Raw genomic sequence first — 22,060 nt, forward strand, 5'->3', positions numbered from 1 at the left:
GATCACATCCTCTCCGGCGCGGACACGCCGAGCACGCCCAGGCCGTTGGCCAGCACCTGGCGTGCGGCGTCGTTGAGCCACAGGCGGGTGCGGTGCAGGTCGGTGACCTCGTCCTCGCCCTGCGGCGCCACGCGGCACGCGTCGTACCAGCGGTGGTAGGTCCCGGCGAGCACCTCGAGGTGGCGCGCCACGCGGTGCGGCTCGCGGAACTCGGCGGCCTGGGCGAGCACCGACGGGTACTGGCCGAGGGCGGCCAGCAGCTCCCCCTCCATCGGGTGGTCGAGCAGCGAGGCGTCGAACACGGCCTCCCCCCGCTCGTCCGTGCGGGCGACCCCCGCCGCCTCGGCGTTGCGCCCCACCGCGCACGTGCGGGCGTGGGCGTACTGGACGTAGAACACCGGGTTCTCGTTGGAGCGCCGGGTCAGCAGGCCCAGGTCGATGTCGATGTTGGAGTCGACGGAGAAACGGGTCAGCGAGTACCGGGCGGCGTCGACGCCGACGGCCTCCACGAGGTCCTCCATGGTCACCACGTTGCCGGCGCGCTTGGACATCCGCACGGGCACCCCGTCCTTGACGAGGTTGACCATCTGGCCGATGAGGACCTCGACCCGGTCCGGGGCGTCGCCCAGCGCGGCGGCGGCGGCCTTGAGCCGGGCCACGTAGCCGTGGTGGTCGGCGCCGAGCATGTAGATGCACAGGTCCGCGCCGCGGTCCCGCTTGTCCTTGAAGTAGGCGATGTCCCCGGCGATGTAGGCGGCCTGGCCGTCGGACTTGATGACCACCCGGTCCTTGTCGTCGCCGTAGGCGCTCGAGCGCAGCCACCAGGCGCCGTCCGCGAAGTAGAGGGCGCCGGAGGTCTTGAGCTGCTCGAGGAGCTTCTCCACGGCGCCCTGGTCGAACAGGGACTGCTCGTGGAAGTACACGTCGAAGTCCACGCCGAAGTCGTGCAGCGAGGACTTGATCTCGGCGAACATCAGCTCGACGCCCGCGGCGCGGAACGCCTCCTGGGGGTCCCCGGAGTCGAGGACGCCGGGGTTCTCGGCGACGATGCGCGCGGCGATGTCGGTGATGTACTCCCCGCCGTAGCCGTCCTCGGGGGCGGGCTCGCCCTGGGCGCGGGCCAGCAGGGAGCGGGCGAAGCGGTCGATCTGCGCGCCGGCGTCGTTGAAGTAGTACTCGCGCACCACGTCCGCGCCCTGCGCCTCGAGCACGCGGGCGAGGGAGTCGCCGACCGCGGCCCAGCGGGTGCCGCCCAGGTGGACGGGGCCGGTGGGGTTCGCGGAGACGAACTCCAGGTTGACGGACGTCCCGGCCAGCGACCGCGCCCGGCCGAAGGCCTCGCCCTGCTCCACGACGGTGCGGGCGATCTCCCCGGCGGCGGCGGCGTCCAGGGTGATGTTGAGGAAGCCCGGCCCTGCGACGTCCACGGCGGCCACGCCCGCGGTGCCCTGGAGGCGGTCCCGGACCACGGCGGCGACGTCGCGCGGGGCACGCCCCACCTTCTTGGCCAGCTGCATGGCGACGTTGGTCGCCCAGTCCCCGTGCTCCCGGTTCTTCGGTCGCTCGATCCGCACCTCCGGCAGCGGAGCGCCGTCGGCGAGGGCGAGGTCGCCCCGGGCCACGGCGTCCTGCAGGCATGCGGATACGGCGAGAGAAAGTTGTTCTGGAGTCACCGGACCAGTGTAACCGGGCGCCGTGGAGCGCCCGCGCCGGGTGGTCCACGAGCACCCCGCGAAACCTGCTAGTATCGTCGAGGTTCATCGCTGCGGCGGTGAAAGGCCCGCGTAGCTCAGGGGATAGAGCGTCTGCCTCCGGAGCAGAAGGCCGTAGGTTCGAATCCTACCGCGGGCACCACTCGGGACGAAGGCCCCGGACCACTCGGTCCGGGGCCTTCGTCGTGCCCGGCCCGGGCCGGTCAGCGGCGCTCCGCGGGTCGGCCGGTGCCGGCTCCCCGACCCCCCGCCTCCTCGGCCCGCCGGTACCGGACAGGCTGCCCGCCGCGGACCCGGGCGACGGCGTAGAGCAGCACGCCCACGGCGAGGACGATCCCACCGCGTGCCCACACCCCGGCCTCCAGCTGGGTCAGCAGGACGAGGCAGGACAGGACGGCGAGCACCGGCAGGGGCGTCCAGGCGCGGAAGTGCCGGTGCTCGACCGCCTCCCGGCGCAGCACGAGGACGGCGACGTTCGTGCTGATGAAGACGATGAGCAGCAGCAGCACCACCGTCTCGGCCAGGACGGCCACCCCACCGGTGAGGGTCAGCGCCAGCGCGGCGAGGGTCGTGACGACGATGGCCACCCACGGGGTGCCGCGGCCCGGCAGGACCCGGCCCAGCACGGCGGGGAAGAGTCCCTGCACGGCCATGCCGTAGGTGAGACGGCTGGCCATGATCATGGTCAGCAGGGCCCCGTTGGCCACCGCGACCAGGGCGAGGAGGCTGAACAGCCAGCCGGGCACCGGGACCCCGGTGGCCGTCACCACGTCCAGCAGCGGGGCGCTCGAGGACTCCAGCCGGTCGGCCGGCAGGGCCACCGACGCCGCCGTGCCGACCAGCACGTACATCGCCCCGGCCACCAGGAGGGACCCGAACAGGGCCCGGGGGTAGACCCGCGACACGTCGCGGACCTCCTCGGCCATGTTGGCCGAGGTCTCGAAGCCCACGAAGGAGTAGTACGCGAGCAGTGCGGCGCCCAGCACGCCCAGCAGCGGGTCGACGTCCTCGCCGAAGCGCACCGCGCGCCCGACGTCGCCGCCCCGGCCGCCGAGCATCACGGCGACGGCAACCACGACCAGGACCAGACCCGAGACCTCGAGCGCCGTCATGACGACGTTGGCGCGCAGCGACTCCTTGATCCCGCGCGCGTTGAGCAGGGCGATGGCGACGAGGAACACGATGGCCCCGGCAGCCGGGGGCACGTCCACGAAGACCGCGAGATAGTCCCCGCTGAAGGCCAGGGCCAGCGCGGACGCGCTGACCACGCCGGCGGTGAGCATGCAGAAGCCCACGAGGTAGGGCACGATCGGGACGCGGAAGGCGCGGTGGGCGAAGACCGCCGCCCCGCCCGCCCGCGGGTACTTGGTGACGAGCTCGGCGTAGGACGCGGCCGTCAGCAGGGCCAGCAGCAGCGCCACGAGCATCGGTGCCCAGGTGACGCCGCCCACCTCCCCCGCGATGATGCCCACGAGGGCGTAGACCCCGGCGCCGAGGACGTCTCCGAGGATGAACAGGAACAGGAGGGGCCCGGTGATGTGCTTCTTGAGGCCCGGACCGTCAGCAGGCTGATTGAGCATGGGACGAGTCTAGGCCGACCGCCCGGCGCAGGAGGCCGGGGTCCCGGTCGTGGGCCCGTCAGTCGCGGGCGCCGGGGTCCCGGCGCCCCGGGCCGCGGAACTCGTCCGGGTCGTAGGGGCGCACGGGCCCGTCGCCGAACTGTTCGTCGAGCAGCCGGTCCTCCTGGCTGGGCCCCTCCCCCGCCGAGCGGCGCCAGTTGAACCCGGCGATCGCCAGGGCCCCTCCGCCGAGCAGGGTCACGGCGCCCACCACGACGACCACCACCGCGCGCCCGCTCAGGCCAGTCCCGTCCTCCGCCGAGACGCGCGCCAGGTGGTGGATGGCCTCGGGCACGGTGAACGTGGAGACGAACAGGGCCACCACGCCCACGGCCAGCAGCCACCCTCCGGTGCGTCGGCGGGCGTGGTTCGGGTCGGGGGTCTGGCTCACGGGGCTGCTCTCCTGGCCTTCTGGACGTGCTGCTGGGCTCTGCCGGGCGGACCGCCCGGCGACGCGCGACGGGGCGGGCCGTGCCCGGCCCGCCCCGTCCTCGTCCGCGTCGGTCGTGGCCGGTGCCGTCCGGTCAGGAACCGTCCTCGGTCTTGACGCTCTCGAACAGCGTAGCGTCGTCGAACGCCTCCTGCCCCGCCCCCGGCTGCAGCCGGCGGAACTGCTCGAGCAGTCCCGGCACCGTCATCGACTGCTTCTGCGCGGCGTCGAGCTCGAAGAGGATCCGGCCCTCGTGCATCATGATGAGCCGGTTGCCCAGGCGCAGGGCCTGGTCCATGTTGTGCGTGACCATCACCGTGGTGAGGTGCTGCTCGGCCACGATGTCCGCGGTGAGCCGGGACACGAGGTCCGCGCGCTGCGGGTCGAGGGCCGCCGTGTGCTCGTCGAGGAGCAGGATGCGCGGCTCGGAGAACGTCGCCATGAGCAGGGACAGCGCCTGCCGCTGGCCGCCGGAGAGCAGGCCCACCTTGGCGCCCAGCCGGTTCTCCAGGCCCAGCTCGAGGCTGGCCAGCTTGTCGCGGAAGAGCTGGCGGCGGGCGCTCGTGAGCCCCGGGGCGAGCCCCCGGGACTTCCCCCGCTGGTACGCGATCGCCATGTTCTGCTCGACCGTCATGGTGGGCGAGGAGCCCTTCATGGGGTCCTGGAACACGCGGGACAGGTACCGGGCACGCTTGTGCTCGGGCAGCCGGGTGACGTCGGTGTCGTCGACCCGCACCGTGCCCGTGTCCGGGATCAGGCTCCCCGAGATGGCGTTGAGGATCGTCGACTTGCCGGCGCCGTTGGAGCCGATGACGGTGAGGAAGTCGCCCTCCTCCAGGGTCAGCGAGACGCCGGCGAGGGCGCGCCGCTCGTTGACGGTCCCGGCGAAGAACGTCTTGTGGACGTTGTCGATGGTGAGCACGGCTCAGGCACCTGCCTTCGTGATCGCGGGGGTGTCGGTGAGGTCGTCGACGAGCCGCGCCGCCTCGCTCGCCAGGTGCCGCTCCCTGCGGCGCCGGAAGAACTGCAGCTGGGGCACCACGAGCGCGGCCACCACGAGGACCGCGGAGATCAGCTTCATGTCGGACGGGTTGAGGCCCGCCTGCAGGGCCACGGTGATGACCAGACGGTAGACGACCGAGCCGAGGACGACGGCGAGGGTCGCCATCACCACCGTGCGCGAGCCGAAGAGACCCTGGCCGAGGATCACGGAGGCGAGGCCGACGACGATGAGGCCGATGCCCATGCCGATGTCGGCGAAGCCCTGGTACTGGGCCACGAGGGACCCGGCGAGGCCCACGAGCCCGTTGGACAGGCACAGGCCCAGCATCTTCTGGTGGTCCGTGTTCACGCCGAAGGAGCGGATCATCTCCGGGTTGTCGCCGGTGGCCTGCATGGCGAGGCCGGCGTCCGTGTAGAGGAACCAGTCGAGGAGGACCTTGACCACGGCGACGCCGAGCAGGAACAGGGCGATGCCGATCCACGTCCCCTGCACGCCCATCTCGGCGAGCGGGGTGAAGACCGTGTCCTCGCGCAGCAGCGACAGGTTCGCGCGCCCGTCCATGACGCGCAGGTTGATGGAGTAGAGCGCGGTCATGGTGAGGATGCCCGCGAGCAGCCCGTTGATGTGGGCCTTGGTGTGGAGCAGGCCCGTGATGAGCCCGGCGAGCGCACCGGTCAGGAAACCGGCGGCGGTGGCGAGCCAGGGGCTGCCGCCGCCGAGGATGATCATCGCCGTGGTGGCGGCGCCCGTGGTGAAGGACTGGTCGACCGTCAGGTCGGGGAAGTCGAGCACCCGGAACGTGAGGTAGACGCCCAGCGCCATGACCGCGTAGAGCAGTCCGAGTTCGATACCGGCTATCACTTCTGCTGGATCCGTTCTGGTTGGTGGGAGACGGGGGCCGTCCGCCGATCGGGCGGGCGCGTCCTCCGTCGGAGGGGTGCCGCGGGGGCGGGGGCCGGGCGGGCCGGCGTCCGGGGTCTCCGGGCGCCGGCGCCGCCCCGGCCGCCCGGGACTACTCGATGACCTGGTCGGCGGAGTCCTGGAGCTCCTGGGGGACCTCCACGCCCATCCGCTCGGCGGCCTGCAGGTTGATGATCAGCTGCGTGTCCTCCTGGGACTCGACGGGCATGGAGGCGGGGTCGCCGCCCTCCTTGAGGATGCGCACGGCCATCTCGCCGGTCTGGCGGCCGAGCTGCTCGTAGTCCAGGCCCTGGGTGATGAGGGCGCCGCGCTCCACGGAGTCGCCCTCGCCGGCGATCAGGGGGATCTTCTTGGACTCGGCGGCGGAGATCACGGCCTCGAGGCCGGAGACCACCTTGTTGTCGGTGGGCACGTAGATGGCGTCGGTGTCCAGGGACTCGGCGGCCTGGGCCACCTCGGAGGTGTTGGTCACCGACTTCTCGACGACCTCCAGCCCCTCCTCCGCGGCGGCCTCCTTCGCGAGGTCCACCTGGACCTGGGAGTTGGTCTCGCCCGAGCTGTAGATGATGCCCACGGACTCCGCCGCCGGGTCGAGCTGCTTGATCAGCGCGATCTGCTCGGCGACCGGGTTCATGTCGGTGGTCCCGGTGACGTTGCCGCCGGGGCTCTCGAGGGAGTCGACCAGCCCGGCCTCGACCGGGTCGGTGACGGCCGTGAACAGCACCGGGCGGTCGGTGACCGACTGGGCCAGGCCCTGGGCGGACGGCGTCGCGATCGCCAGGACGAGGTCCGCGTCCGAGGACGCCATGTTGGAGGCGATGCTGGTGGAGGTGCCCTGGTCCCCGGAGGCGTTCTGGAGGTCGACGGTGAGGTTCTCCCCCTCCGTGTAGCCGCCCTCCTCGAGCGCGGCGAGGAAGCCCTCCCGGGCGGAGTCGAGCGAGGGGTGCTCCACGAACTGGCTGATCCCGACGGTGGCCTCCTCGGCGGCCTCCCCGCCGCCCCCGCCGCCGGCGGACTCGGTGTCGGAGCCGCCGCAGGCCGTGAGCAGCAGGGCGGTGGAGGCGAGGGCCGCCGTCATCGGGAACAGTCGCTTCATGGTGGGTCCTTTCGGGAACGAGTGGTGTCAGCGATATTACCTTCCGTTCGGTCACAAAATGAGAGGCAGCTCACAAGTGGTGACATAACGGCTCCGACGGCGTGTCGGCGGTGCCCGATCGTCCACCGGGACCGGGCCCTCCGCGGCCCGCGTCCCCGGTAGGATCGGGAGGTCATGTCAGCATCCCTGAGCAGCCCCCGAACCATCGTCTACCCCGAGAACCTCCCGGTCTCCGCGCGCCGCGAGGACATCATGGGCGCGATCGCCTCGCACCAGGTGGTCGTGATCGCCGGTGAGACCGGGTCCGGCAAGACGACCCAGATCCCCAAGATGTGCCTCGAGCTCGGCCTGGGCGAGCGCGGCCTGATCGGCCACACCCAGCCGCGGCGGATCGCCGCGCGCTCGGTCGCGGAGCGGATCTCCTCGGAGCTCGGCGAGAAGATCGGCGGCACGGTCGGCTACCAGGTGCGCTTCACCTCCGAGGTGGGCGCGGACTCACGGGTCAAGCTGATGACGGACGGCATCCTGCTCGCCGAGATCCAGCACGACCGCCTGCTGCAGAAGTACTCGGCGATCATCATCGACGAGGCCCACGAGCGCTCCCTCAACATCGACTTCCTGCTGGGCTACCTCCGGCGGATCCTGCCCCGGCGCCCGGACCTGAAGGTGATCATCACCTCGGCCACGATCGACCCCGAGCGCTTCGCCCGGCACTTCGCGCCCGAGGCGGCCGAGGGCGACGAGCCGGGACGGGCCCCGGTCATCGAGGTCTCGGGCCGCACGTACCCGGTGGAGATCCGCTGGCGCCCGCTGGCCCAGCCGCGCTCCGGGGACGGCGGCCAGGACGCCGAGGACGCCGGCGACGGGCTGGAGGACGAGGACCGGGACCCGATCGACGCCGTGTGCGACGCCGTCGAGGAGCTCTCCGCGGAGCCGCCCGGGGACATCCTGATCTTCTTCGCCGGCGAGCGGGAGATCCGCGACGCCCAGGAGGCGCTGCAGGGCACCCTGAAACGGGTCCGGGGCCTGGCCGACGCCGAGATCCTTCCCCTGTTCGGCCGGCTGTCCATGGCGGAGCAGCACCGGGTGTTCGCGCCGTCGGGCCGCCGCCGGATCGTGCTGGCCACCAACGTGGCCGAGACGTCGCTGACCGTCCCCGGCATCAAGTACGTGATCGACCCGGGCACGGCCCGCATCTCGCGCTACTCGGCGCGGACCAAGGTGCAGCGCCTCCCGATCGAGCGGATCTCCCAGGCCTCGGCGAACCAGCGGGCGGGGCGCTGCGGGCGCGTCTCGGACGGGATCTGCATCCGGCTGTACTCGGAGGAGGACTACCTCTCCCGCCCGGAGTTCACCGACCCCGAGATCCTGCGCACGTCCCTGGCGGCCGTGATCCTGCAGATGACCTCGGTGGGGGTCGTCAAGGAGCCCGGGGACATCGAGCGCTTCCCCTTCGTGGAGCCGCCGGAGTCCCGGGCCGTCAAGGACGGCGTGGCCCTGCTCCGGGAGCTGGGCGCCCTCAAGGAGCCGCGGGGCGCGTCCCCGCGGGGCGGGCGGGACGACGACGCCCGCGGCGGGCCCCTCACCCCGGTGGGCCGCCAGCTGGCGCAGCTGCCGGTGGACCCGCGGCTGGGCCGGATGATCGTGGAGGCGGACCGGCGGGGCTGCGCCCGGGAGGTCATGGTCCTCGCGGCGGCTCTGACCGTCCAGGACCCCCGCGAGCGCCCCCTGGAGAAGCGGCAGCAGGCGGACGAGCTGCACAAGCGGTTCTTCGACGAGAACTCCGACTTCACGAGCTGGCTGCTGCTGTGGCGCTACGTGCAGGAGCAGCAGGAGGAGCTCTCCTCGACGCAGTTCCGGAAGCTGTGCCGGCGGGAGCACCTGAACTTCCTGCGCATCCGGGAGTGGCAGGACCTCTACGCCCAGCTGCGCCAGATGGGCCAGCAGGTCGGCATCCGGGTCGGCAAGGGCCGCGAGGTGGACCCCTCCGGGAAGGAGCGGGAGATCCACGTCTCGCTGCTGGCGGGGCTGCTCAGCCACATCGGGCTCAAGGACGAGCGCAAGCGGGAGTACCAGGGCGCCCGCGGCTCGCGGTTCGCCGTCTTCCCGGGCTCCAACCTGTTCAAGAAGTCCCCCGACTGGGTCATGTCCGCCGAGCTCGTGGAGACCTCCCGGCTGTGGGCCCGCGTCAACGCCGCGATCGACCCGCTGTGGGCCGAGGAGCTGGCCCCGCACCTGGTCAAGCGCAGCGTCTCGGAGCCCCACTGGTCCCGCGCGCAGGGATCCGTGATGGCCTACGAGAAGGTCACCCTCTACGGCGTGCCCGTCGTGGCCCAGCGCCGGATCAACTTCTGGCGGGTGGACCCCGCCCTGGCGCGGGAGCTGTTCCTCCGCCACGCCCTCGTGGAGGGCGACTGGCAGACCCGGCACCGGTTCTGGGCGCGCAACCGCAAGCGCCTGGCCGAGGTCGAGGAACTCGAGAACCGGCTGCGCCGCAAGGACCTGCGGATCGACGACGAGGCCCTGTTCGCGTTCTACGACGCCCGGATCCCCGAGTCCGTGGTCTCGGCACGGCACTTCGACGCGTGGTGGAAGAAGGCCCGCCAGCAGGACGAGCACCTCCTGGACCTGGACCCCGAGGACCTGATCGCCGAGGAGGCCGGCGGCTACGACGAGTCGCTCTACCCGCGCCAGTGGGTCCGGCGCACCCGGGACGGGGAGCTGGTGCTGGACCTCGCCTACGAGTTCGCCCCGGGCTCCGACCAGGCGGACGGCGTGACCGTGCGCGTGCCCGTGCTGTTCCTCAACCAGCTGGAGCCGGAGCAGTTCCGGTGGCAGATCCCCGGGTTCCGCACCGAGCTCGTCACCGCGCTCATCAAGTCCCTGCCGAAGGCCGTGCGCCGCAACTTCGTGCCCGCCCCCGACGTCGCCCGCCAGGCGGTGGCGATGCTCGACGCCGACTTCGACCCCGCCGTCGACGCCCTCGAGCCGTCCCTGGAGCTGGTCCTGCGCCGGCTCAAGGGCCACGTGGTCCCGCCGGGCTCCTGGAACTGGGAGGCCGTCCCGGCCCACCTGCGGATGCGCTTCGAGGTGCGGGACCGCCGCAACCGGGTGCTGGGCGAGGGCGAGGACCTCGAGGCGCTCCGGTCGGAGCTGCACGACGAGATCCGTGCCGCCCTGGCCGAGTCCCTGGGCGCGGTGCCCGGCGCGGCCCCCGGCGCCCCGGCCGGCGGCCCCGCCCGGAACGGCCCGCGCTCCCCCGCGCCCCGGCCCCCGGACGCGGCGCCGGCCCCGCCGGCGCTCGAGCGCTCGGGGCTGACGGCGTGGCCCGAGGAGGACCTGCCGCGCAGCGTGGAGACGACGGTGACGGGCCAGCGGATCACCGGGTGGCCGGCGCTCGTCCCCGAGCGTCCCCGGGCCGCGGGGAGCCGGCCCGCCGGCCGGGAGGCCACGGTGGCCGTGCGCATCCTGTCCTCCGCCGCCGAGCAGCGGGCCGCCCAGCGCCGCGGGGTGATCACGCTGCTGCAGCTGCGCATCCCCTCCCCCGAGCGGTACGTGCTGGAGCACCTCAACAACCGGGAGAAGCTGGTCTTCACGCAGAACCCGCACGGGTCGGTGACCGAGCTCATCGCGGACTGCACGGTCGCGGCCATCGACAAGCTCACGCCGCCCGAGCCCCCCTTCACCCAAGCGGAGTTCGACGCGCTGCACGAGCACGTGCGGGCCGAGCTCATCGACACCGTCTTCCAGGTCACCGCGCTCGTGGAGCAGGTGCTCTCCGGGGCCGCCCGGATCCGCAAGCAGCTCAAGCGGTCGTCCTCGCTCGCCGCGGTGAACTCGCTCAACGACGTCAAGGCCCAGCTCGAGCACCTCGTGCACCCGGGCTTCGTCGCCGCCACCGGCTACGACCAGCTCCAGCACCTGCCCCGCTACGTGCGGGCGATGGAGGTGCGGCTCGAGAAGCTCGCCGGCCACCTGCAGCGGGACACGGTCGGGATGCTCGCCGTGCAGAAGCTCGAGGACGACTACGACGCCGCGCTGGACGCCCTGCCGACGCACGCCCCGGTCCCGGACGAGCTGCGCCGGGTGGCCTGGATGATCGAGGAGCTGCGGGTCTCGCTGTTCGCCCAGGAGCTGGGCACCGCCCACACCGTCTCGGAGAAGCGGATCCGCAAGGCCCTCAAGGACGCCCTCGGGGCCGCCCGGGCCTGACCCGGCGGCCGGTCAGGCCTGCGGCACGGCGGACCCGTGCCCGGCCTCGACGAGGGCGGCCCGGATCCGCTCCGCGGCCTCGTCCATCCAGGCGGGGTCCGGGTCGCGGAGCACGTTGACGAACTGGAACTGCTCGACCGTCTCCGCCGGCCACACGTGCACGTGGGTGTGCGGGACCTCGAAGCCCTGGATCATCTGGCCCACCCGCGCCGGCCGCCAGACGGCGTCGATGGCCCGCCCGATGCGCTGGGAGACCACCATCAGGTGCGCCGCCAGGTCCTCCGGCAGGTCGACCCAGTGGTCGTGCTCCTCGCGCGGGACCACGAGCGTGTGGCCCTGCGCGAGCGGGTCGATCGACAGGAAGCCGACGCAGCGCTCGTCCTGCCAGACGAAACGGCCGGGGATCTCCCCCTCGATGATCTTCGTGAAGACGGTGCTCACAGGTGCTCCCTTTCGGTGGTGGGTCGGGTGCGGTCGGCGGGCCGGGCGGTCCCGCGGCTACAGGGCGACGCGCTCGCCGACGGCGAGGTGGCGGTACTCGGCCCCGTACTTGGCGGCGAACGAGGTGAGCTGGCCCTCGATCACGCCGAGGCCGTTGTCGGAGAGCAGGCCGTCGTGGATCTGGAAGACCCGCTCGGGGCGCACGGACACCACGAAGTCGACGACCTCCGCCAGCTTGTTCCACGGCGCGTGGATCGGCGCCAGCAGCACGGGGGCGGAGAGCCCGTGCGGGACCACCAGCGAGTCGCCGGGGTGGTAGACCGTGTCCTCGACCAGGTAGCCGATGTTGTCCACGGTGCGGATGAGCGTGTGGATCAGCGCGTGCTGGCCGCCGAACGTCCGCACGGTGAAGCCCTCGAGCTCCAGCACGGTCTCGGGCTCGGCGTCGTGGATCGCGTGGCCCTCCCCCAGGGCCTCCCGGAGCCCCGCGGCCACCGGGGCCGGGGCGTACACCTGCACCTCCGGGTGCGCCCGGAGGTGCGCGTGCACCGGCTCGGGGTCGAGGTGGTCCGGGTGCTCGTGCGTGACGAGCAGGACGTCGGCCCCGTCGAGGGCCTCCGCCAGCTCCTCCCGTCCGGAGAACTTGCCCGGGTCGATCACCAGGACCCTGCCCTCGTTCTCGAGCCGCACGCACGAGTGGGTGTACTTGATGAGCTCCATGGGCCCACCCTAACCCCGGGTCCCACCGGCCGGCGGGGCACGTTCCGCGCGGTCCTTGTTAAGCTGGTGCCCGGCCCGGGCACCAGCGACGAGAGGACGAGGCGTGAGCGTGAGAACCAGCGGGGGGAGCGCCGGGGAGGTCCGCAACACCCGGCAGCGCCGCGCCGTCGCGCGGGCGCTCGCGTCCCTGGAGGACTTCATCTCCACGCAGGACCTGCACGCCCTGCTGCGGGAGCGCGGCGACTCCGTCTCCCTGGCCACGACCTACCGGATCCTGCAGTCGATGTCCGAGCTCGGCGAGCTGGACGTCCTGCGCAGCGACGACGGCGAGGCGATCTACCGCCGCTGCGCCGCCGAGCACCACCACCACCACCTGGTGTGCCGCCGCTGCGGCGCCGCCGTGGAGCTCGAGGCCCCCGCGGTCGAGGAGTGGGCCGGGCGCACCGCCGCCGCCCACGGCTTCACCGAGGTGGACCACACGGTCGAGATCACCGGCCTGTGCGCCGCCTGCGCGGCGCGGCGGGCCGATGGCTGAGCCGGGCCCGTCCCGCGGCGTCTTCGTCCTGGCGGTCAACCCGTGCGCCGGCCGCGGCCGGGCCCTCGAGGACGCCCACCGGGCCGCGGAGCTCCTGCGGACCGGCGGTGACGAGGCCGTGGTGCTCTCCGCCGCGGACCTCGGCACCCTGGTGGGGCTGGTGCGCGACCGGCTGCGGGCGCACGCCCTCACCACCCGGGCGCTCGTGGTCGTGGGCGGGGACGGGATGGTGCAGGCCGGCCTCGGCGTGCTCGTGGAGCTCGCCGCGCAGGGCGTCGACGTCCCGCTGGGCGTGGTGCCGTGCGGGACCGGCAACGACCTGGCCCGCCACCTGCGCGTGCCGCTCCGGGACCCGGTGGCCGCGGCCGGGCGGATCCTGCGCCGGCTCGACGACCCCCGGGACCGCCGCCTCGACGTGGGCCGGGTGCGCTTCGCGGACGGCCGCACGTCCTGCTTCGCGACCGCCCTGTGCGCGGGCTTCGACGCCGTGGTCAACGAGCGGGCCAACCGGTGGCTGCGCCCGGCCGGCTCCTCCCGCTACCTGCTGGCCGTCCTGGTGGAGATCGTGCGGCTGCGCACCGTCCACTACCGGCTCGAGATCGAGGACGCCGGCGGCCGGCGCCGCACGGAGCGCCGGGACGGGGTCCTGCTGAACGTCGCCAACACGTCGTCGATCGGGGGCGGCCTGCGGATCGTGCCCGACGCCCGGGCGGACGACGGGCTGCTGGAGCTGTTCACCGTGGCGCCCCTGGGCCGGGCCCGGTTCCTGCTCCTGTTCCCCCGGCTGTTCTCGGGCCGCCACGTGGCGCTGGAGAGCGTGCGGATCGAACGGGTCCGCGCCGTGGCCGTGGACGCCCCGGACGTCACCGTCTACGCGGACGGGGAGCGCCTCGGCCCGCTGCCCGTGCGCGTGGACGTGCTCCCCGCGGCGGTCCGCGTCCTGGCCTGAGCCGGGGCCCGGTCGCGGCGCCGGGCGCCCGGCGCCGCCCGCCGCGGGAGTCCCCGCGGCGGGCGCCGGCCGTTCAGCGCGGCGGCTCCGAGGTGTCCACCCGGTCCCCGCGGCGCTGCCGCCGGTCCTGGGTGGTGTCCCGGATCTCGCCCACCAGCTCCTCGATGACGTCCTCGAGGAACAGCACGCCCAGGGTCTGCCCGCCGGCGTCGACCACGCGCGCCAGGTGCGAGCCCGTGCGCTGCATCGCCGCCAGCGCGTCGTCGATCTCGATGCCGGGACGCAGGTTCGCCAGCGAGCGCACCCGGGTCACCGGCACCGGCTCGTTGTAGCGGCTCTCCGGGATCGAGAGCACGTCCTTGATGTGCAGGTAGCCGTTGAGCTCGCCGTCGTCCTCCGTGAGGGCGAAGCGGGAGAAGCCCGTGCGGGCCACCGCCTTCTCGACGTCCGCCGCGGAGGCGTCCTCGGGCAGCGTGACGAGCTGGTGCAGCGGCACCATCACGTCGGCGGTGCGCTTGGACGAGAACTCGAGCGCGCCGGAGAGCAGGCCCGTCTGGTCCGCCACCGTGCCCTCCTTCGTGGACTCCGCCACGATGGACTGGAGCTCGTCCAGGGTGAAGGTCGAGGACACCTCGTCCTTCGGCTCGATGCCCATGAGCTTCAGGACGTGGTTCGCCGTCCAGTTCAGCGTGGCGATCACCGGCTTGACCATGCGGGAGACGAGCACGAGCGGGGGCGCCAGCAGCAGCACGGCGCGGTCCGCGGCGGACACCGACATGTTCTTCGGCACCATCTCGCCGAACACCACGTGCAGGAAGGTGACCACGAGCAGGGCCGTGAGGAACCCGCTGACGTCGGCGACCTCGGCCGGCACGCCCAGGTGGACCAGCGGGCCGGAGACGATGTGGTGCAGCGCCGGCTCGGAGATGTTGAGGATCAGCAGCGAGCACACGGTGATGCCCAGCTGGCAGCAGGCCAGCATGAGGGACACGTGCTCCATCGCGTACAGCGCGGTCCGGGCCCGCTTGTTGCCCTCCTCGGCCAGCGGCTCGATCTGGCTGCGCCGCGCGGACATGACGGCGAACTCGCTGCCCACGAAGAAGGCGTTGCCCGCCAGGAGCACCACGAGCCACGCGAGGCCTGCCCAGTCGCTCATCGTGCGTCCTCCTCTCGGGCGCCGCTCTCGCGGGCCCCTGCGGGGGCGTCCTCGGGCTCGGCCGGTGCGGGGACGAACCGGATGCGGTCCACGCGGCGCCCCTCCATCCGGGCGACCTCGAGCACGCCGCCCTGGACGGGGACCACGTCCCCGGGCTTCGGGACCTGCCCGAGCCGGTCCATCATGAACCCGCCCATGGTCTCGTAGGCGGGACCGTCCTCGATGTCGAGCTCGGTGATCTGCTCGGAGACCTCGTCGGGGCGCATCAGCCCGGGGAAGTACCACTCGCCCGCCGCGGACTGCAGGGCGCCGAGGCTGAGCCGGTCGTGCTCGTCGGAGACCTCCCCGACCACCTCCTCCACGAGGTCCTCGAGGGTCACGACGCCGGCGGTGCCGCCCCACTCGTCGACGACGACGGCCATCTGGAGCCCGCCGGAGCGCAGCTGCACGAGCAGGGAGTCGAGGTGGACGGTCTCGGGCACGCGCAGGACGTCCTCCATGATCGCCCCGCACTCGAGGGCGGCGCGGCGCTCCGACGGCACGGCCACGGCCTTCTTGACGTGGACCACCCCGCGGACGTCGTCCGGGGAGTCGTCCATCACGGGGAACCGGGAGTGCCCGGTGCGGGAGGCGACGGCCACGACGTCCGCGACGGACTCGTGGGAGTCGAGCATCTGCACGCGGATCCGGGGCGTCATGACGTCCGCGGCCGTGCGCTCGGCGAAGGTGAGGGTCTTCGCGACGAACGCGGCGGTGCCGGCGTCCAGGGTGCCCATCTTCGCGGAGCGGCGGACCATCGAGGACAGCTCCTCCGGTGAGCGCGCGCCCGAGAGCTCCTCCTTGGCCTCCATCCCGAACAGGTGCAGGACCCGGTTGGCCACGCCGTTGAGGGTGACGACGAACGGCTTGAACACCGCGGTGAACACGAGCTGGGGACGGGCGACCAGCCGCCCCACCCGGAACGCCTCCGCGATGGCCCAGTTCTTGGGCACGAGCTCGCCCAGCAGCATGGACAGCAGCGTGGAGATGAGCATCGACAGTGCCAGGGTCGCTCCCCCGGCGGCCGCCACGGACAGACCGGTGAGCTCGGCGATCGGTTCCCGCAGGAAGGACTGGAGCGCCAGGTCCAGGGTGTAGCCGGTGAGAAGTGTGGTCAGTGTGATCCCCAGCTGGCAGCTGGAGAGCTGCGTGGACAGGGACTTGAGGCACTTCAGCAGCGGTTCCGCCGCGCGGTCGCCCTCTGCGATCGCCCGGCGCACCGTGGTCTGGTCGAGGGCCACGAGGGAGAACTCCACGGCCACGAAGAAGCCCGTGCCGAGGATGAGGAGCAGACCCGCCGCCAGGAGCAGCCATTCCATCAGGAGCGGCCTCCCGCGGCGGCCCGCCGGGCGGGGACGGGGCGGTCGGCGGCCGGGCGGCCGGGGGCGGAGCGGGGGACGGTGGGCGAGCCGGCTCGGGGGCCGCGGCGGGGGGCGCCGCGGCCGGGCCGGCAACTACTGAACGAGTCCATGAGAGCTCCAGGGTACCGGAGCGGGAGCCCTCCGGCGCCGGTTCAGGACCAGCTGACGGGGCGCGCCCTGCCCTCCTCGTAGCCGGACGCGGACTGGATGCCGACCACGGCCCGGGCCGCGAACTGCTCGAGGGTCGTGGCGCCCGCGTAGGTCATGGAGCTGCGCACGCCCGCGGTGATCTGGTCCACGAGGTCCTCCACGCCGGGGCGCTCGGGGTCGAGGTACATCTTGGAGCTGGAGATGCCCTCCTCGAAGAGCCCCTTGCGGGCGCGGGCGAAGGCGCCCTCGCCGCGGGTGCGCTCGCGCACGGCGCGGGTCGAGGCCATGCCGAAGCTCTCCTTGTACATGCGGCCGTCGGCGTCCACGTTCAGCTCGCCCGGGCCCTCGTGGGTGCCGGCGAACCAGGAGCCCACCATGACCTGGCTGGCCCCCGCCGCCAGGGCGAGGGCGACGTCCCGGGGGTGCTTCACGCCGCCGTCCGCCCAGACGTGCCGGCCCAGCCCGGCGGCGGCCTCGGCGCACTCGAGCACGGCGGAGAACTGGGGCCGGCCCACGGCGGTCATCATCCGGGTGGTGCACATCGCACCGGGGCCCACGCCGACCTTCACGATGTCCGCGCCGGCGTCGACGAGGTCCTGGACGCCGTCGGCGGTGACCACGTTGCCCGCCACGACGGGCACGTCGGGGGCCGCCGCGCGGACCAGCTCGAGGGCCTCCACCATCTTGCGCTGGTGGCCGTGGGCGGTGTCCACCACGAGCACGTCCACGCCGGCGTCGAGCAGCGCCCGGGCCTTGCCCCGGACGTCCCCGTTGATGCCCACGGCGGCGCCCACCCGGAGCCGGCCCGCGCCGTCCAGGGCGGGGGTGTAGATCGTGGAGCGGACCGTGCCCTTGCGGGTCAGCACGCCCACCACCGTGTCGCCGTCGAGCACCGGCGCCACGTGGGCGCGGGTCTGCGCGAGCCGGTCGTAGGCGGCGGCGAGGACGTCGTCGCCGGACCCGGCCCGGACCTCCGCCAGGGTGAACACCGGGGCGTCGGTGCGCATGATCGAGCCGAGCTGGGTGAAGCGGTCCACCTCGGCGCAGTCGGCCGCGAGCACCACCCCGCGGTAGGCCCGCCCCGGACCGCACACCACCACGGCGCCGTGGGGCCGCTTGTGCATGATGCCCAGGGCGTCGTGGACGGTGTCCTCGTCCCCGAGGACCACGGGGGTCTCGAAGCGCGGCGAGCGCTCCTTGACCCAGGACGTGACGTCCGCGATGACGTCCAGCGGGATGTCCTGCGGCAGGATGCCCAGACCGCCGCGGCGGGCCAGCGTCTCGACCATCCGGCGCCCGGTCACGGCGGTCATGTTCGCGGCCACCAGCGGCACGGTGGCGCCCGTGCCGTCGCGCGGGGTGAGGTCGACGTCGAACCGGGAGGTGACCCGGGAGCTCGAGGGGACGAGGAAGACGTCGCTGTAGGTCAGGTCGGACGTGGGGGTGTTGAGAAATCGCACGCGCGCCAGTCTAGCCGGGGCCCGCGACACGCGCCCCGGGGCCGGGGGCGCGGACTAGCCATGCCGCCGCGCGGATCACTAGACTCGCCGGAGGTACGGCCGCGCCCGGTCGACGACCGTCCGGCAGGTTCCGGAGGCGGACGCCGCCGGCTGTCACGGGAGACGGCCGGCGAGGAACACCGGCGGCGGGTCCGGACGCTGCCGGGACCGACACTGTGGAGACCGGGCAGACGGCCTCCACGCGATCAACCATGGAAGAGGCGTATTCCCCGTGCCACATCAGCCACAGCACCCCATCCCTGAAGAATTCGCAGGTAACGAGTGGCTCGTCGACGAACTGTTCGAGAAGTACCGGACGGACAAGAACTCGGTGGACGAGAAGTGGTGGCCGATCTTCGAGTCGATGAGCGCGGACAGCAGCACCGCCCCGGAGCCGTCGGGCGCCGCGAAGGCCCCGGCGCCGAAGGCGGCCCCGGCAGCCGCCCCCGCGCAGCCCAAGGCCGCCGCCGCCCCCCAGCCGCCCGCCGCCCAGCGCACCGCCGCCCGCACCTCCCCCGCCCCGGCCGCGAAGCCCGCCACGGCGCCCGCGCCCACCAGGTCCGGTGCCAAGGCCGAGGGCCGGCCCGAGACCGACCAGGGTGAGACCGAGGCCTCCGACGCCAAGAGGCCCATCCCGGCCCAGCCCGCCCGCGCCCGCGCCACGGCCCCCAACCACGACGCGCCGGCCGAGGACAAGGTCGTCAAGCTGCGCGGGCCGGCGAAGGCCGTGGCCGCCAACATGGACGCGTCCCTCACCGTCCCCACCGCCACCACGGTCCGCGCCGTCCCGGCGAAGCTGCTGATCGACAACCGGATCGTGATCAACAGCCACCTCTCCCGCAACCGCGGCGGCAAGGTGTCCTTCACGCACCTGATCGGCTACGCCGTGATCAAGGCGCTGGCCAACTACCCCTCCCAGAACGTCGTCTACGACGAGCAGGACGGCAAGCCCGTGGCGGTGCACCCCGCCCACGTCAACTTCGGCATCGCCATCGACATCCCGAACAAGGACGGCTCCCGCAACCTCGTGGTGCCGAACATCAAGGGCGCCGAGGCCATGTCCTTCATGCAGTTCTGGAACGCGTACGAGGACGTCGTCCGCCGCGCGCGCGCCAACGAGCTGACCATGGAGGACTACCAGGGCACCACGGTGTCCCTGACCAACCCGGGCGGCATCGGCACCGTGCACTCCGTGCCGCGGCTGTCCAAGGGCCAGGCGTGCATCGTCGGCGTGGGCGCGCTCGACCACCCCGCCGAGTACCGGGGCTCCTCCCCCAAGACCATCGCGCGGCACGCGGTCTCGAAGATCATCACCCTGACCTCGACCTACGACCACCGCGTCATCCAGGGCGCGGGCTCCGGCGAGTTCCTGCGCCTCATCGAGTCCTACCTGCTGGGCGGGGACGACTTCTACGACGAGATCTTCGAGGCCCTGCGGATCCCCTACGAGCCCGTGCGCTGGGCCGTGGACAACCAGGTCAACCCGGAGATCCAGGTCAACAAGGTCGCCCGGATCCAGCAGCTCATCCACGCGTACCGGGTCCGCGGCCACCTCATGGCCGACACCAACCCGCTCGAGTACGTGATGCGCAAGCACCCGGACCTCGACATCCGCACCTACGGGCTGTCCCTGTGGGACCTGGAGCGCGAGTGGCCCACCGGCGGCTTCGGCGGCGCGGACGTGCTCAGCCTGCGCACCATCCTGGGCCGGCTGCGGGACGCCTACTGCCGCACCCTCGGCGTGGAGTACATGCACCTGCAGGAGCCGGAGGAGCGCGAGTGGTTCCAGGACCAGCTCGAGCACGGCTACCAGAAGCCCAGCCGCGAGGAGCAGTTCCGCATCCTGGGCCGGCTCAACGCCGCCGAGGCGTTCGAGACGTTCCTGCAGACCAAGTACGTGGGCCAGAAGCGCTTCTCCCTCGAGGGCGGCGAGTCCCTGATCCCGCTGCTGGACGAGATCATCTCCGACGCCGCCGACGCCGGGCTCGCGGGCGTCGGCATCGCCATGGCCCACCGCGGCCGGCTCAACGTGCTCACCAACATCGCCGGCAAGTCCTACGCCCAGGTCTTCCGCGAGTTCGAGGGCAGCCAGGACCCGCGCACCACCGAGGGCTCCGGCGACGTGAAGTACCACCTCGGCACGGAGGGCTCCTTCACCTCCGACAACGGCAACGAGACCCAGGTCTACCTCGCCGCGAACCCGTCCCACCTCGAGGCCGCCGACCCGGTCATCGAGGGCATCGCCCGGGCCAAGACGGACGTCCTGGGCGCCGGGCCCGAGGGCGACGGGACGTTCCCGGTGCTGCCGATCCAGGTGCACGGCGACGCGGCCTTCGCGGGCCAGGGCGTGGTGGCCGAGGTCCTGCAGATGGCGCTGCTGCCCGGCTACACCGTGGGCGGCACCGTCCACGTGGTCGTGAACAACCAGGTGGGCTTCACCACCGCGCCCGCCGCGGCCCGGTCCACCACCTACGCGACGGACATCGCCAAGGGACTCCAGGCGCCGATCTTCCACGTCAACGCCGACGACCCCGAGGCCGTCACGCACGTGGGCCAGATGGCGTTCGCGTACCGGCAGACGTTCCACAAGGACGTCATCATCGACCTCGTGTGCTACCGGCGCCGCGGCCACAACGAGGGCGACGACCCCTCGATGACCCAGCCGCTGATGTACAACCTCATCGAGGAGAAGCGCTCGACCCGCAAGATCTACACCGAGAACCTCGTGGGCCGCGGCGACATCACCCAGGAGGAGGCCGACCGGGCGCTGAAGGACTACCAGGAGCGCCTGGAGCGGGTCTTCGCCGAGACGCACGAGGCGCAGACGTCCTCCATCCCGCTGGTCACCGGGGACTCCGCCGCGATCTCGAACATCGAGCGGCCCTCCGCCCAGCAGGCGGACTCCGGGGTCTCGATCCCCCGCACCACGGCCATCTCGACCGAGGCCGCCCAGCGGATCGGCGCGGTGCACGTGGAGGTCCCCGAGGACTTCGCCGTGCACAAGAAGCTGCGCAAGCTCCTCGAGCGCCGCGAGGCGATGACCCGCGAGGGCGGCGTGGACTGGGGCATGGGCGAGCTCATGGCCTTCGGCTCCCTCATGATGGAGGGCATCCCGGTCCGGATGAGCGGCCAGGACGTCCGGCGCGGCACGTTCACTCAGCGCCACGCCGTGTTCTACGACTCCGGCACCGGCGCGGAGTGGACCCCGCTCAACCACCTCTCCGGGAACCAGGCTCAGCTGGCGATCTACAACTCGCTGCTGTCCGAGTACGGCGTGCTGGGCTTCGAGTACGGCTACTCCGTGGAGCGCCCGGACGCCCTGACCGTGTGGGAGGCCCAGTTCGGCGACTTCGTCAACGGCGCCCAGATCATCCTGGACGAGTTCGTCTCCTCCGCGGAGCAGAAGTGGGGCCAGCGCTCGTCGCTGGTCATGCTCCTGCCGCACGGCTTCGAGGGGCAGGGCCCGGACCACTCCTCGGCCCGGATCGAGCGCTTCCTGACGCTGTGCGCCGAGAAGAACATGGTCGTGGCCAACCCCTCGACGCCGTCGAACCACTTCCACCTGCTGCGCCGGCAGGCCTACAGCCGCCCGCGCAAGCCGCTGGTGGTGGCCACGCCGAAGCAGCTGCTGCGCCTCAAGGCGGCGGCCTCCCCGATCGAGGAGTTCACCTCCGGCGCGTTCCGCCCGGTGATCGGCGACCAGGCGGGGCTCGAGGCCGCCGAGGTCACCGACGTGGTGCTGGTCTCCGGCCGGCTCTACTACGACCTCGCCGCGGCCCGCGAGGAGCACAAGGACCGGAGGACGGCGATCGTGCGCGTGGAGCAGCTGTACCCGCTGCCCCTCGCGGAGATCCGGGAGGAGCTCGGCAAGTACCCCGAGGCCCGCCTCACGTGGGCGCAGGACGAGCCCGCCAACCAGGGCGCCTGGCCGTTCATGGCGGTCAACCTCCTGCCGCAGCTCGACCGGCCGGTCCGGCTCGCCTCCCGCCCCGCGTCCGCGTCCCCGGCCAACGGCTCGGCCAAGCGCCACGCGGCCGAGCTCGAGACCCTGGTGCAGACGGCCTTCGAGCGCGACTGAGCCCGTCCCGGGAGGGCGGGGGCCCGTGCCCCTGCCCTCCCGCACGTCCCCAGCGAGTCCGGCGCCGGCCCCGGGCCCCCGGGCCGCGGCGCGCCGGCCCCCCCCCACCCCCCCCCCCCCCCCCCAAGGACCCCGGGGG

Annotated in this window: 15 protein-coding genes and 1 tRNA gene; 5 read left to right on the plus strand and 11 right to left on the minus strand. The window is 72.9% G+C overall.

Annotated elements, in window-relative coordinates:
- Nucleotides 1–2: 2 nt before the first annotated feature.
- Nucleotides 3–1,673 (minus strand): arginine--tRNA ligase, encoded by a 1,671-nt coding sequence (gene argS / locus ACP7CD_RS01790; protein ID WP_031283503.1) that lies wholly within the window; start codon nt 1,671–1,673, stop codon nt 3–5.
- A 105-nt stretch (nt 1,674–1,778) separates the two neighbouring features.
- On the opposite strand from argS, the gene ACP7CD_RS01795 reads away from it, so the two are divergent.
- A tRNA-Arg gene (locus tag ACP7CD_RS01795) sits at nt 1,779–1,854 on the plus strand.
- A gap of 61 nt (nt 1,855–1,915) precedes the next feature.
- On the opposite strand, the gene ACP7CD_RS01800 is transcribed toward ACP7CD_RS01795, so the two are convergent.
- The 5 genes from ACP7CD_RS01800 to ACP7CD_RS01820 form a co-directional block, all read right to left on the minus strand.
- Nucleotides 1,916–3,292 carry an APC family permease gene (locus ACP7CD_RS01800; RefSeq protein ID WP_426118614.1) on the minus strand — a complete coding sequence of 459 codons (1,377 nt, stop codon included), beginning with the start codon at nt 3,290–3,292 and terminating at the stop codon, nt 1,916–1,918.
- Between the two features lie 58 nt (nt 3,293–3,350).
- Complete coding sequence (locus ACP7CD_RS01805) at nt 3,351–3,722, minus strand: hypothetical protein (protein ID WP_336649742.1); 372 nt, start codon at nt 3,720–3,722, stop codon at nt 3,351–3,353.
- Nucleotides 3,723–3,855: 133 nt separating this feature from the next.
- Nucleotides 3,856–4,683, minus strand: a complete 828-nt coding sequence (locus ACP7CD_RS01810; RefSeq protein ID WP_336649741.1) for an ABC transporter ATP-binding protein — start codon at nt 4,681–4,683, stop codon at nt 3,856–3,858.
- A gap of 3 nt (nt 4,684–4,686) precedes the next feature.
- Nucleotides 4,687–5,625 (minus strand): ABC transporter permease, encoded by a 939-nt coding sequence (locus tag ACP7CD_RS01815; protein ID WP_336649740.1) that lies wholly within the window; start codon nt 5,623–5,625, stop codon nt 4,687–4,689.
- Nucleotides 5,626–5,776: 151 nt separating this feature from the next.
- Entirely contained in the window at nt 5,777–6,781 is a 1,005-nt protein-coding gene (locus tag ACP7CD_RS01820) for an ABC transporter substrate-binding protein (protein WP_336649739.1), read from the minus strand.
- A 174-nt stretch (nt 6,782–6,955) separates the two neighbouring features.
- Here ACP7CD_RS01820 and hrpA point away from each other — a divergent pair, with 174 nt between their 5' ends.
- Nucleotides 6,956–10,993 carry an ATP-dependent RNA helicase HrpA gene (gene hrpA, locus ACP7CD_RS01825; RefSeq protein WP_426118619.1) on the plus strand — a complete coding sequence of 1,346 codons (4,038 nt, stop codon included), beginning with the start codon at nt 6,956–6,958 and terminating at the stop codon, nt 10,991–10,993.
- Between the two features lie 12 nt (nt 10,994–11,005).
- Here the strand turns inward: hrpA and ACP7CD_RS01830 are convergent, their stop codons facing one another.
- Both ACP7CD_RS01830 and ACP7CD_RS01835 read right to left on the minus strand, forming a co-directional pair.
- Nucleotides 11,006–11,434 carry an HIT family protein gene (locus ACP7CD_RS01830; protein WP_017834401.1) on the minus strand — a complete coding sequence of 143 codons (429 nt, stop codon included), beginning with the start codon at nt 11,432–11,434 and terminating at the stop codon, nt 11,006–11,008.
- 57 nt (nt 11,435–11,491) lie between these two features.
- Complete coding sequence (locus ACP7CD_RS01835; RefSeq protein ID WP_017834400.1) at nt 11,492–12,154, minus strand: MBL fold metallo-hydrolase; 663 nt, start codon at nt 12,152–12,154, stop codon at nt 11,492–11,494.
- 103 nt (nt 12,155–12,257) lie between these two features.
- Between ACP7CD_RS01835 and ACP7CD_RS01840 the strand changes: the two genes are divergently transcribed.
- Both ACP7CD_RS01840 and ACP7CD_RS01845 read left to right on the plus strand, forming a co-directional pair.
- On the plus strand, nt 12,258–12,689 hold the full coding sequence (locus ACP7CD_RS01840) for a Fur family transcriptional regulator (protein WP_017834399.1): 432 nt from the start codon (nt 12,258–12,260) through the stop codon (nt 12,687–12,689).
- Nucleotides 12,682–13,638 carry a diacylglycerol kinase family protein gene (locus tag ACP7CD_RS01845; protein ID WP_426118622.1) on the plus strand — a complete coding sequence of 319 codons (957 nt, stop codon included), beginning with the start codon at nt 12,682–12,684 and terminating at the stop codon, nt 13,636–13,638. The genes ACP7CD_RS01840 and ACP7CD_RS01845 overlap by 8 nt, the downstream gene beginning before the upstream one ends.
- A 73-nt stretch (nt 13,639–13,711) precedes the next feature.
- Here the strand turns inward: ACP7CD_RS01845 and ACP7CD_RS01850 are convergent, their stop codons facing one another.
- The 3 genes from ACP7CD_RS01850 to ACP7CD_RS01860 all read right to left on the minus strand — a co-directional run bounded on the left by ACP7CD_RS01850 (nt 13,712) and on the right by ACP7CD_RS01860 (nt 17,804).
- Nucleotides 13,712–14,794, minus strand: a complete 1,083-nt coding sequence (locus ACP7CD_RS01850; RefSeq protein ID WP_426118624.1) for a hemolysin family protein — start codon at nt 14,792–14,794, stop codon at nt 13,712–13,714.
- Nucleotides 14,791–16,152, minus strand: coding sequence for a hemolysin family protein (locus tag ACP7CD_RS01855; protein ID WP_017833671.1), 1,362 nt, complete (start codon nt 16,150–16,152; stop codon nt 14,791–14,793). Before ACP7CD_RS01855 ends, ACP7CD_RS01850 begins: the two co-directional genes overlap by 4 nt.
- Before the next feature lie 194 nt (nt 16,153–16,346).
- Nucleotides 16,347–17,804, minus strand: coding sequence for a GuaB1 family IMP dehydrogenase-related protein (locus ACP7CD_RS01860; protein WP_017833670.1), 1,458 nt, complete (start codon nt 17,802–17,804; stop codon nt 16,347–16,349).
- 271 nt (nt 17,805–18,075) lie between these two features.
- On the opposite strand from ACP7CD_RS01860, the gene ACP7CD_RS01865 reads away from it, so the two are divergent.
- Nucleotides 18,076–21,921 (plus strand): multifunctional oxoglutarate decarboxylase/oxoglutarate dehydrogenase thiamine pyrophosphate-binding subunit/dihydrolipoyllysine-residue succinyltransferase subunit, encoded by a 3,846-nt coding sequence (locus ACP7CD_RS01865; protein WP_426118627.1) that lies wholly within the window; start codon nt 18,076–18,078, stop codon nt 21,919–21,921.
- Nucleotides 21,922–22,060 lie beyond the last annotated feature (139 nt).

Source organism: Kocuria sp. LHG3120 (genome assembly GCF_049897445.1).
GTDB classification, from domain to species: domain Bacteria; phylum Actinomycetota; class Actinomycetes; order Actinomycetales; family Micrococcaceae; genus Kocuria; species Kocuria rosea.

Coding starts and splice junctions, on each gene's coding strand:
- ACP7CD_RS01800 (WP_426118614.1), bottom strand. CDS start 3,292: ATGCTCAATCAGCCTGCTGACGGTCCGGGCCTCAAGAAGCACATCACC.
- ACP7CD_RS01820 (WP_336649739.1), bottom strand. CDS start 6,781: ATGAAGCGACTGTTCCCGATGACGGCGGCCCTCGCCTCCACCGCCCTG.
- hrpA (WP_426118619.1), top strand. CDS start 6,956: ATGTCAGCATCCCTGAGCAGCCCCCGAACCATCGTCTACCCCGAGAAC.
- ACP7CD_RS01835 (WP_017834400.1), bottom strand. CDS start 12,154: ATGGAGCTCATCAAGTACACCCACTCGTGCGTGCGGCTCGAGAACGAG.
- ACP7CD_RS01845 (WP_426118622.1), top strand. CDS start 12,682: ATGGCTGAGCCGGGCCCGTCCCGCGGCGTCTTCGTCCTGGCGGTCAAC.
- ACP7CD_RS01850 (WP_426118624.1), bottom strand. CDS start 14,794: ATGAGCGACTGGGCAGGCCTCGCGTGGCTCGTGGTGCTCCTGGCGGGC.
- ACP7CD_RS01855 (WP_017833671.1), bottom strand. CDS start 16,152: ATGGAATGGCTGCTCCTGGCGGCGGGTCTGCTCCTCATCCTCGGCACG.